This window comes from Streptomyces kebangsaanensis, assembly GCF_001906585.1.
Classification (GTDB): Bacteria; Actinomycetota; Actinomycetes; order Streptomycetales; family Streptomycetaceae; genus Streptomyces; species Streptomyces kebangsaanensis.
The window spans coordinates 112,613-123,440 of the sequence record NZ_JUJA01000045.1; the positions used below are offsets into that span (position 1 = coordinate 112,613).

Annotated in this window: 11 protein-coding genes; 2 read left to right on the forward strand and 9 right to left on the reverse strand. The window is 70.2% G+C overall.

The window, feature by feature from the left end; translation table 11 throughout:
• Positions 1 to 263 (forward strand): hypothetical protein (locus RH94_RS40650; protein ID WP_158073028.1); only part of this gene is annotated, 263 nt, incomplete at its 5' end.
• 7 nt (positions 264 to 270) lie between these two features.
• Here RH94_RS40650 and obgE read toward each other — a convergent pair.
• From obgE to rplU, 3 genes are all read right to left on the reverse strand, one after another.
• Positions 271 to 1,713, reverse strand: coding sequence for a GTPase ObgE (gene obgE, locus RH94_RS06625; RefSeq protein WP_073946702.1), 1,443 nt, complete (start codon positions 1,711 to 1,713; stop codon positions 271 to 273).
• A 112-nt stretch (positions 1,714 to 1,825) separates the two neighbouring features.
• Positions 1,826 to 2,080, reverse strand: coding sequence for a 50S ribosomal protein L27 (gene rpmA, locus RH94_RS06630; protein WP_030051735.1), 255 nt, complete (start codon positions 2,078 to 2,080; stop codon positions 1,826 to 1,828).
• A 14-nt stretch (positions 2,081 to 2,094) separates the two neighbouring features.
• Positions 2,095 to 2,415: a 50S ribosomal protein L21 gene (rplU, locus tag RH94_RS06635; RefSeq protein WP_073946703.1), complete on the reverse strand. Its 321-nt coding sequence runs from the start codon at positions 2,413 to 2,415 to the stop codon at positions 2,095 to 2,097.
• A gap of 411 nt (positions 2,416 to 2,826) precedes the next feature.
• Between rplU and RH94_RS06640 the strand changes: the two genes are divergently transcribed.
• A complete protein-coding gene (locus RH94_RS06640; protein WP_073946704.1) occupies positions 2,827 to 3,423 on the forward strand; it encodes an acyltransferase in 597 nt (198 codons plus the stop codon).
• A gap of 103 nt (positions 3,424 to 3,526) precedes the next feature.
• Here the strand turns inward: RH94_RS06640 and RH94_RS06645 are convergent, their stop codons facing one another.
• The 6 genes from RH94_RS06645 to RH94_RS06665 all read right to left on the reverse strand — a co-directional run.
• A complete protein-coding gene (locus RH94_RS06645; protein WP_073946705.1) occupies positions 3,527 to 5,617 on the reverse strand; it encodes a glycosyltransferase family protein in 2,091 nt (696 codons plus the stop codon).
• Positions 5,617 to 6,993 (reverse strand): glycosyltransferase family protein, encoded by a 1,377-nt coding sequence (locus tag RH94_RS06650; protein ID WP_073946706.1) that lies wholly within the window; start codon positions 6,991 to 6,993, stop codon positions 5,617 to 5,619. Before RH94_RS06650 ends, RH94_RS06645 begins: the two co-directional genes overlap by 1 nt.
• A 57-nt stretch (positions 6,994 to 7,050) precedes the next feature.
• Entirely contained in the window at positions 7,051 to 8,334 is a 1,284-nt protein-coding gene (locus RH94_RS06655; RefSeq protein ID WP_073946707.1) for a nucleotide sugar dehydrogenase, read from the reverse strand.
• Positions 8,335 to 8,344: 10 nt separating this feature from the next.
• Positions 8,345 to 8,491, reverse strand: coding sequence for a hypothetical protein (locus RH94_RS40655; protein WP_158073029.1), 147 nt, complete (start codon positions 8,489 to 8,491; stop codon positions 8,345 to 8,347).
• Positions 8,488 to 10,071 carry a glycosyltransferase family 4 protein gene (locus RH94_RS06660; protein WP_234425573.1) on the reverse strand — a complete coding sequence of 528 codons (1,584 nt, stop codon included), beginning with the start codon at positions 10,069 to 10,071 and terminating at the stop codon, positions 8,488 to 8,490. Before RH94_RS06660 ends, RH94_RS40655 begins: the two co-directional genes overlap by 4 nt.
• Positions 10,061 to 10,828: Gfo/Idh/MocA family protein (locus RH94_RS06665; RefSeq protein ID WP_234425574.1), on the reverse strand; the 768-nt coding region annotated here is incomplete at its 5' end. The genes RH94_RS06660 and RH94_RS06665, both read right to left, overlap by 11 nt.

Genomic DNA, 10,828 nt, shown 5'->3' on the forward strand with positions numbered 1-10,828 from the left:
CCGCCGACGGCGGCGGCTTCGGATCCCGCTGGACCTCCAGTACGACCCCCGTCAGCGCGGTGCTGGACACGGCGGTGAGCCCGGCCCGCACCCACCGCGGTGTCGCTCTGCTGCAGACCCTGCCGGCGTCCACGGTCAACGTGGCCACCCTGCAGATCTCGGAGGGCGGCGTGCTGGCCCTGTCGCTGCCCCGCATGGAGGTCCTGCCGGGCTGGGTCGACCTGTCGGCGATGACGTGGCCGCTGCCGGAGCCGGCACCGTGAAACCGGTCTACGAGGCGAAGGGGTCGAACTCTTCGTACCCCTGTTCCGTCTCGTCCCGCTCGGCCTGCCTGTCCCGGCGCCGCTGGGCGGCCGGACGCGGCGCGTCGAAGCGGTGGTCCTCGCCACGCCGCCCCAGCATCTCCGCACCCGCCATGACCGACGGCTCCCAGTCGAAGACGACCGCGTTGTCCTCGGGACCGATGGCGACACCGTCGCCGGCCCGGGCACCGGCCTTCATCAACTCCGCCTCGACACCGAGGCGGTTGAGGCGGTCGGCGAGGTAGCCGACGGCCTCGTCGTTGTTGAAGTCGGTCTGCCGCACCCAGCGTTCGGGCTTCTCGCCGCGCACGCGGAAGAGGCCGTCGCCCTCGTGGGTGACGGTGAAGCCGGCGTCGTCGACCGCCTTCGGCCGGATGACGATCCGGGTCGCCTCCTCCTTCGGCCGCGCGGCACGCGCCTTCGCGACCAGGTCGGCCAGCGCGTACGAGAGCTCCTTGAGCCCCGTGTGCGCCACCGCCGACACCTCGAAGACACGGTAACCACGCGCCTCGAGGTCGGGGCGGACCATCTCGGCGAGGTCCCTGCCGTCGGGTACGTCGATCTTGTTCAGGACGACGATGCGCGGGCGGTTGTCGAGGCCGCCGTACTGCCGCAGTTCCTCCTCGATGACATCGAGGTCGGAGAGCGGGTCGCGGTCGGACTCCAGGGTGGCCGTGTCCAGCACGTGCACGAGCACGCTGCACCGCTCCACATGGCGCAGGAACTCCAGGCCCAGCCCCTTGCCCTGGCTGGCTCCGGGGATGAGGCCCGGCACGTCGGCGATGGTGTAGACGGTCGAACCGGCCGTCACCACGCCCAGGTTGGGCACGAGGGTGGTGAAGGGGTAGTCGGCGATCTTCGGCTTGGCCGCACTCAGCACGGAGATCAGCGAGGACTTGCCGGCGCTCGGGTAGCCGACCAGCGCCACGTCGGCGACGGTCTTCAACTCCAGGACGATGTCCTGCAGGTCCCCCGGCACGCCCAGCAGCGCGAAGCCGGGCGCCTTGCGGCGGGCGGAGGCCAGCGCCGCGTTGCCGAGACCGCCGCGGCCGCCCTGCGCGGCGACGAAGGAGGTGCCGTGGCCGACCAGGTCGGCGAGCACGTTGCCCGCCTTGTCGAGGACGACGGTCCCGTCCGGCACGGTCAGGACCAGGTCCGCGCCGTCCTTGCCGGCGCGGTTGCCGCCCTCGCCGGGCTTGCCGTTGGTGGCCTTGCGGTGCGGGGAGTGGTGGTAGTCGAGGAGGGTGGTGACGGACTGGTCGACGGTGAGGATCACGTCACCGCCGCGCCCGCCGTTGCCGCCGTCCGGGCCGCCGAGCGGCTTGAACTTCTCACGGTGGACGGAGGCACAGCCGTGGCCTCCGTTACCCGCGGCGACGTGGAGTTCGACGCGGTCCACGAAGGTGGTCATGGGGTGCCTCCAGCACTGCGAAAACGTACGGACGTAACTACTGCGTAACACGCGAAAGGCGGACCCGCCTTCCCGCCGGGGAAGTGAGGTCCGCCTCGCGAAAGCTTTCCGGTCAGGCGACCGGAACGATGTTCACGACCTTGCGGCCGCGGCTGGTGCCGAACTCCACCGCACCGGCCTGCAGCGCGAACAGCGTGTCGTCGCCGCCCCGGCCGACGCCGGCGCCCGGGTGGAAGTGGGTGCCGCGCTGGCGGACCAGGATCTCACCCGCGTTGACGACCTGACCGCCGAAGCGCTTCACGCCGAGCCGCTGGGCATTGGAGTCGCGACCGTTCCGGGTGGACGATGCGCCCTTCTTGTGTGCCATGTCTCTTCAGTCCCTTACTTCGCGGCCGAGGGGATCTCGGTGACCTTGATCGCCGTGTACTGCTGGCGGTGGCCCTGCCGACGGCGGTAGCCGGTCTTGTTCTTGTAGCGCAGAATGTCGATCTTCTGGCCCTTGTGGTGGTCCACGACCTCGGCCTGGACCTTGATGCCGGCCAGCACCCACGGGTCGCTGGTCACGGAGTCGCCGTCGACGACGAGCAGGGTCGAGAGCTCGACCGTGTCGCCGACCTTGGCGGTGGAAATCTTGTCAACCTCAACGATGTCGCCGACAGCAACCTTGTGCTGGCGACCACCGCTGCGCACGATGGCGTACACGCGGATCTCACTCTCTCGCTCGAAACGGCACCCCGCAGGCCAGCCGCCCTGCGACACGCGCGGACGCCCTCTCCCGGCCACGGCCCGTGCGGGCTCGTTCCCGGGAGGAAGAGGTTTACGGGGATGTGGCGTGCTCAGTGGACACGCCGACGGTCAAGGTTACGGGGCGTGCACCGGCCGGTCAAACCGGACCGACACCCCACGCCGACATCGTCGCTGTCGTCCCGGATCAGCGGCCTGGAGGAAACCTTCATCGTCCTGAACCACGCAGGTCGGACCACTCTCGTCGGTCCGCCTCGGACCGCCCTCCCGGCCGGGGAGGCTCGACGTCCACCGACCCGACGCACGCGGCATGAGGCCGACCCCGCACCCGTATGCTCGCTGCCGAAGCCAACAGGGGAAGGCAGCCAAGTGAGCTACAGGATCCAGCCCAGCGCCCAGGTCGACGAGAGTGCCGAGATCGGCACCGGAAGCAGCGTGTGGGACCTCGCACAGATCCGCGAGGGCGCCCGACTGGGCGAGGGCTGTGTGATCGGCCGCGGCGCGTACGTCGGCTCGGGCGTACGCATGGGCGACAACTGCAAACTGCAGAACTACGCGCTCGTCTACGAACCGGCCGAACTCGGCGACGGCGTCTTCATCGGCCCGGCCGTGGTCCTCACCAACGACCACAACCCGCGCTCCGTCGACCCCGAGGGCAAGCAGAAGCGCGGCGGCGACTGGGAGGCCGTCGGCGTGAGGATCGCCGACGGGGCCTCGATCGGCGCGCGTTCCGTGTGCGTCGCGCCCCTGGCCATCGGCCGCTGGGCCATGGTCGCCGCGGGCGCCGTCGTCACCAAGGACGTCCCGGACTTCGCCCTGGTGATGGGCGTGCCGGCGCGCCAGGTCGGCTGGGTGGGACGCGCCGGGCACAAGCTCGTGCAGAAGGAGGCCGGGGTGTGGCAGTGCCCGGAGACGGGTGCGCTGTACGACGAGAAGGACGGCGTCCTCACCGAGCGCGACGCCTGAGGAAGTAGAGGAAGGCAGACGAACGGCCCGTGGTCCGCAGGAGTGCCCCTGCGGACCACGGGCCGTCTCATGTCCTCCTGGACCAGGGGCCGGGCTCCCGACGTCAGCCGATGCCGAAGAGCCGGTCGAACTCTCCCCGGACCACCGGCCAGTCCCACGAGGCCAGGGCGTGCTTCTCGCTCTCGCGGCCGTGCCCCGCCCACGTCTCCTCGTCGGCGGTGACGGCGAGGATCCGGTCCGCGGCCGCCTCCGGGGTGCCCACCACCCAGTCCGCCGGGTAGAGCGTCGAGGCGCCGTGCTTCTGCCCCGAGAAGAAGGGCCAGTCGCGGACGACGGGGACCGCCCCGCTGGCGGCGCCCTCCATCACGCCGACGTGGCAGCCCTCAAGCACGGAGCTGCTGAGGATGACGCCGATGTCCCGCAGGTTGCCGGGCACGTCGGTAATGGCTCCCCGGCGCTCCACGGCCCCCTCGGCCTCCAGCGCGGTCACCTTGCGCTGGAAGGAGCGCTGATAGGCGGCGGCCGCCTGACTCGCCTTCGTGTCCATGTCGCCGCCGATCATCACCAGCCGGTAGCGCTCGTCGCGGCGGCGCAGTTCCCGGATGACCTGCAGGGCCCACAGGGGGTCCTTGGCGACCTGTCCGATGCCCACCATGCCCACGGTGAAGCGGGCGTCGGGGTTTTTCGGCAGGGCGAAGCCGGCGAGGTCCATGCCGTTGCCGACGACGTGCGTGCGTGGCGCCTGCGCTCCGGTCAGGGCCGGCACGGAACGCAGGGCCAGGTCACGGATGTGGTCCGCGACGAAGACCAGGTCGTCGACGCGGGAGAAGTCCGTCAGCCGGGGCCAGTACGAGAAGGCCTCGTAGCTGTGGAGCCGTACCACGATGCGGGCGGTGCCCGGGTCCACACTGGTGAACAGCGCCGCGGCGGCGCACCAGTCGATGAACACCGTGTCGGCCCAGTCGAGGTGGGGGCGCAGGTGCTGCTCGGCGGTGAAGCCGTACATCGGATCGCCGCCGAGGCGGTACTCCATGAGACGGCGGCGGTTGCCGGCGAGCCGCTTGATACCGGGGTAGTCGGCGATGTCGAGGAACCTCAGCTCGACGTCGGGGTTCGACTCGTAGTAAGTCCTGATCAGGCCGAGGAAGTTGTCGTTGCCGTCCATCACGACCAGCAGGCGCCGCGGCCTGCCCGGCTCCGGCTCCGCCACCAGATGCGCCCGGCCGCGCCCCGCGGCCACGGCGGACGCGGCCGTCGACGCCGCGGTCAGACGGGCGAACTCCTCCGCCCGCTTCGGCAGCGGGCTCTCCCGCTGGTCGATGTGGGCGACCCGGTGGAAGGCCGTGTGCAGGCCGTGATCGACGAACTCCGCCGCGCCGGCCGCGTCCCGGTCCGCGAACAGGCGGTCGGCGTGGGCGAGATCGGCCTCCGCCGAGGCCAGCAGGGTGTCCGGCGTGAATCCCTGCGCCAGCGCACGCCGGGTCGCGGTGCGCAGCACCTCGGAACGTGCCTCGGTGCCGCGAAGCTTGCCCGCCACCGAACTCGCGGTCGCGAGCGCGGCCCGGTTGCGTTTGGCGGCGAACAGACCGATCACCAGGTTGCGGGTCATGTCGATGCGGGTCTTCTCCCGCATCGGGAGGAGCGGCACCCGCCGGGCGAGAGCCGCACCAGCCTTGTTGCTCAGCAGCTTCTTGTGGCCCAGGAGCAGGGCGATGTCCGAGGTGCGCTGCTCCTGCCCGGCGTCCGCCCCGCTCGTCTGCTCGACGCGCGGCGGCTGCGCCACCCCGTCCCGCACTGCCTGGGCCTTGCGCTGCGCCGCGGCCAAGCCCACGCACGCGTGTGCCCGCGGGTTGAGCCGGGCCAGCTCCCAGGTGCTGTAGTAAGCCTTGGTGTCGACCGCGACGATCACGTCTGCGGCCTTCGCCAGACGCAGCACCTCCTGGTCCGCGCCGACGTAGGCCCAGAAGCGTTCGTGCGGGTGTGCTTCCAGGGCACGGGCCCGGGCACGCCAGTCCAGGTTGGCGCCGTCCGTCGCCACCCGCCGCACGGTCTCGAGTCCCCATCCGGGGTCGATGGCGTGCTTGGAGAAGGTACCGACCAGATGAACGCGCGCGTCGAGTTCCTTCAGTTCGGCGACGAACGCGGAGAGGGTGTCGGTGTTGGGCATGCGCCCCACCACGACGAGCACGTCCATCACGATTCCACCTTCTCCTCGATCTCGGGGACCGCTCCCGTGACCAGCTCGGTCAGAGCCCGCACCGCGGGCCGCATGAGCGCCCCGCGCTCATAGGCCGCACCGTGCGCGCGTGCCGCCCGGCGCTGCTCGTCGGTGGCCGAGACCGCCAGGTGGGCGGCGCGGCAGAAGGACTCCGTCAGCTTCTCGACGTCGAGACCGTGCGCGCCCGTCCACAAGGGGTGACCGTCCAGGAGGCGGGACGCGTCGTGCTCCCGTTCGTGCATGGACACGATCGGAAGGCCGGTGCTCATGTACTCGTAGACCTTGCCGGAGGTCATGTGCCGGCCGCCCAGGATGACGAGCAGCAGGGCGTCCCAGCCGCCGTAGACCTGGGACACCTCGGCCTTGGGCACCGGGCCACCGACCACGACCCCGTCGTCGGCGGCCCCGCGCAACAACTCCATGTGCTTGTTGGCGCCGCGGTTGGCGCCGACACCGATGTGTCCGCGCACCTCCAGCGTGGCCGAGGCGACCAGCGGATCACGGGCCCGCGCGGCACTCCAGGCCTCGAGGACCTTCTCCAGCAGCCGGACCGAGAAGCTGACTGTGCCCAAGTGGCCGAAGACGAGCGGCTCGTCGGCGGACCGCTGCCGGACCGGCAGGTCCACGCTGTCGGCGTCGTAGCCGTTGCGGACGACGTGGATGCGTGAGCGGTGCTCGGGGTAGCGGTTGCGGTAATGCTCCGCGATGGGGTCGTTGACGCACCAGAAGGACACTGCGTCGGCGATGACCCGCTCTTCCCACTTCCCCGCCTCGGAGTCCCTGGGAAACGCCTCGACGTCGTCCACCACGTCGATGGACCAGCCGTCGCGGAAGTCCACGGCGTAGGGCACGCCGCAGTCCTCGTACAGGCGCCGCAGGGCGGCCAGCTGGACATACGGGACGCAGCTGGCCAGGGAGAGCGTCACGGGGTGTTCCCGGTGGATGCGCAGCGCGGCTTCCTCCAGGTCGTACCGCCAGCCGCCGAAGACGGGGTCGGGGAAGATCTCGAACGCCCGCTCGCGCATGGTCCTGTGCCACAGCTGCGGGTCGATGGCCCGTTCCCGCGAGAACCGACGCAGGTCGGTCTCCAGGTCGTCCCGGGACAGCGGCAGCTTCACGATGTCGATCCGGGGGTCGACGGACGCGGAGAGCGTCGGGTCGATGCCGCAGTCGCCCAGCCATCCTTCGTCCTCGATCGTGACGACGGTGACCCGCCACCCCAGTGACGCGAACTGGTTGGCGGTCTCCCGCATGCGAAACACGCAGCTCTTGGCCGCGGGCGGGAAACCGATCGCGAAGTACAGCAGGTGCGGGCGGTCGCCCGCCTCGGATCTTGGTTCAGCGGTTGACAAGAGAGCTTCCTCGGCTGGATGAGTGGGCCGTTGGGCGGGCGACCGAGCCCTTGGTGTTCAGCCGCCGATGACGACGCGGCGCACGCCCTCCCAGCGGGCCGGGTCGGTGGTGCGGCGGCCGTCGACCAGGACGCGTACGTCGGGCAGGTCGGTTGCGGACAGCTCGCGGTACTCGGCGTGGTCGGCCTGGAGGATGGCGGCGGTCACGGTCTGACCCTCGTACGGGGGCAGGCCGTGCGCGGTCAACTCCTCGGCGGTGTACATCGGGTCGGAGACGTAGGGCACCGCGCCGCGCTCACGCAGCGCCTCCACCGTGCCGTAGACGCCGGAGAACGCGGTCTCCTTGACGCCGCCCCGGTAGGCGGCACCCAGCACGAGGACGTTCACGCCGGTCAGGTCGCCGTAGGCGGCCGCGAGGAGATCGACGGCGTACGCCGGCATGGCCGCGTTGGCCTCGCGGGCGGAACGCACGACGGTCGCGGCCGGGTCGTTCCACAGGTACATCCGCGGGTAGATCGGGATGCAGTGGCCGCCGACCGCGATGCCCGGCTGGTGGATGTGGCTGTACGGCTGCGAGTTACAGGCCTCGATGACCTTCTTGACGTCGATGCCGTTCTGATCGGCGAAGCGCGCGAACTGGTTGGCCAAGCCGATGTTGACGTCCCGATAGGTCGTCTCGGCGAGCTTGGCCAACTCGGAGGCCTCGGCGGTGCCCAGGTCCCACACGCCGTTCGGCTGGGGCAGGTCGTTGCGCTCGTCGAAGTCGAGGACCTGCTCGTAGAACTCCACACCGCGGGCCGTCGACGCCTCGTCGATGCCACCGACCAGCTTCGGGTAGCGGCGCAGGTCGGCGAAGACGCGCCCGGTGAGGACTCGCTCGGGCGAGAACACCAGGTGGAAGTCCTCACCCGCCGTCAGGCCGGAGTCCTCGGCCAGCATCGGCGCCCAGCGGGTGCGGGTGGTGCCGACGGGCAGCGTGGTCTCGTACGAGACGAGGGTGCCCGGCTTCAGGCCCTTGGCTATCGCCTTGGTGGCCGCGTCCATCCAGCCGAAGTCCGGTACGCCCTCGGCGTCCACGAACAGCGGGACGACCACGACAACGGCCTCGGCCTCGGCGACCGCGGCTGCGGTGTCCGTCGTCGCGCTCAGCAGTCCGGCGGCGATGGCCTGCTTGAGCTTGACGTCGAGGTCGTGCTCACCGGGGAACGGCTCGATGCCGGCGTTGACCAGCTCGACGACCTTCTCGTTGACGTCCGCGCCGATGACCCGGTGGCCCTTGGAGGCGAACTGCACGGCGAGCGGGAGACCGATCTTGCCGAGTGCGACTACACAGATGTTCATGGGCGGGGGGCTACTTCCTCTTGGAACCGACGGTCTTCTTGGCGCGGGACGTGGCCCGGACGGCCACCGAGCCGGCGCCGCCGACGACGGGGACGTTGATAGTGGCGTCCAGCCAGAGGTCGTTGTTGTGGACGGTGACGGCCGACATGTCCATCATTCCCGCGCCTTTTTCGGTTTCGGGTCGGCCGCTGACCGGTCTTCGCCGTCGGACAGCAGCCCGGCGTAGACCGCGTTCAACCTCTCCGCCTGGGCCTCCCATGTCCACTGGTCGAGGAGCCCCGGCGCGTCATACGCGCTCCGGTAGCGCTCCAGGTCTCCCAGCACCGACTTCACCGCTCGCACGTAGTCCTCCAAGTCCTCGGCCCGGAAAACCTCGCCCTGGCCGGTCTGTTCGACCATCGAGCCCATCGTCTTCACATCGCTGACCACGAAAGGCAGCCGGGCGTGGGAATACTCGAAGAACTTCGTGATGAGCGCGATCTCGTGGTTCGGCCAGTGGTGAATCGGGATGACGCCGATGTCCGCCGCCGACAGGAAAGGCACCACCTGGTAGTGCGGTACGTACGGCAGGATGTGCAGCCGGTCGTCGACCCCCAGCTCCTCCGCACGCGCCCGCAGCGTCCGCATGTAGTCGGATCCGGTGTTGAGCACGACGAACGCGGTGTGCACCTCGGGCAGCAGCGGCAGGGACTCGACCATGATGTCGAGGCCGCGCTGCGGGGCGGCGGCACCGCTGTAGACGGTGAGCGGAACGTCGGCTCCGATGCCACACAGCTCGCGCAGGTCCGGGACGGGCTCGGCTGCCTGTTCCGGTGAGATCTCCGCATCCGGGGCGTTGAGCACGATGGTGGGGCGCTCCTTGAGGCCGTGCCGCTCCTGCAGCATCCCGGCGAGGGTGTCCGACACCGTCGTCACGGCGTCGGCGTGCCGCGCGTACTCCCGCTCGTGCGCGCACTGGGCGATGTGCCAGCGCGGATGCGGGTTCCACGGCTTGATGCCCGGCAGGAACTCGTGGGCGTCCCAGACGAGCTTGACGCTCCTGCCCTGAGCACGCGCGCGCAGCGTGGCGCGGGCGCCGACACCCAGCATGCGGAAGTCGTTGGCGTGGATGATGTCGGGCTTGAGTTCGTCGATGACTTTTCCGTACGCCAGCTCGTAGTCCCACAGGTTGGGGTCCAGCCGGCGCCAGGCGCGGTCGCCCATGGTTTTCTGCCAGAAGGAGGTGGTGAACCGGTCCAGGGCCGAGTTCATCTCCTTGCGCCGCTTCTCCAGCGCCTGGGTCTTACGGTGGCGCAGGGTCACCCAGGGGTCCAGCAGCCGGGAGGCGAGCCGAGGCACCAGCAGACGCAGCCGACCGAGCACCGAGCCCTCCTGCCGGGCCAGGATCAGCCGGATGTTGAGGTCGGCTCGCCAGGCTTTCACCTTCTGCCGCCGGTAAGCGCCCAGCGGTCCGGGCTTGTAGGCCAGCGGGGAGCGCAGCACAGCACGCCGGTACTCGTGACGGCGGCGGAACAACGGGCCGGGCACATGCAGGAGACGTACCTGGGCGTCACCAATCTGCCAGGTCTGCTCCTTCTTACTCTTGGTCCTGCCGAGCAGGACGACGTCCCAGCCGGCCTCAGCAGCCGAACGGGCCTCTTTCTGCACCCGCGAGTCACCGTTGACTCCGTTGTCGACGAGCATCACGATCCGGCCGCGCACGGGTCGGCCCACCGACGCCTGGTTGTCAGATCCCATGGATTGCCAGATCCTCCGACTGAAGCGAAACGCTGCGGTTGTCCATCGCCGACTCGAGCACCGCCGCCGCGACCTCGACCGTCCGCATGCCCTGGCGCAGGGTGCAGATGTCGGCGGGCTTGCCGAGCACCGCGTCACGGAACAGCTCGTGCTCGACCAGGAGCGGCTCGCGCTTGGGTATGGCGTAGCGGATCATGTCGCCTTCCGACACTCCCCGGAATGCCTGCAGGGCCTCCCACTCCGTCGCCACGGCGGCGTTGGAGTGGAAGGTCAGGTCCGCAGTGAGGGTGTCGGCGATGAAGCAGCCGCGCTCGCCGGTGACCGAGGTGAACCGTTCCTTGAGCGGGCTCAGCCAGTTGACCAGGTGGTTGACCATCGTGCCGTCGTCGAGGCGGCCGACCGCGGAGACCATGTCCTCGTGCTCGCGGCCGCTCTTGGAGACGGTGTGCGCGGCGATGGAGACGTACTCGCGTCCGGTCACCCAGCCGGTCAGGTCGATGTCGTGCGTGGCGAGGTCCTTCACTACGCCGACGTCGGCGATGCGGTGCGGGAAGGGGCCCTGACGGCGGGTGACAACCTGGTAGACGTCGCCGAGTTCGCCGGTCTCCAGGCGGGCCCGCAGCGAGCGCAGCGCGGGGTTGCAGCGCTCGATGTGGCCGACGCCGGCGACCAGGCCGCGCGAGTCGAAGGCCTCGACGAGGCGGCGCGCGCCTTCCACGGTATCGGCGAGCGGCTTCTCGATGAGCGCGCAGACCCC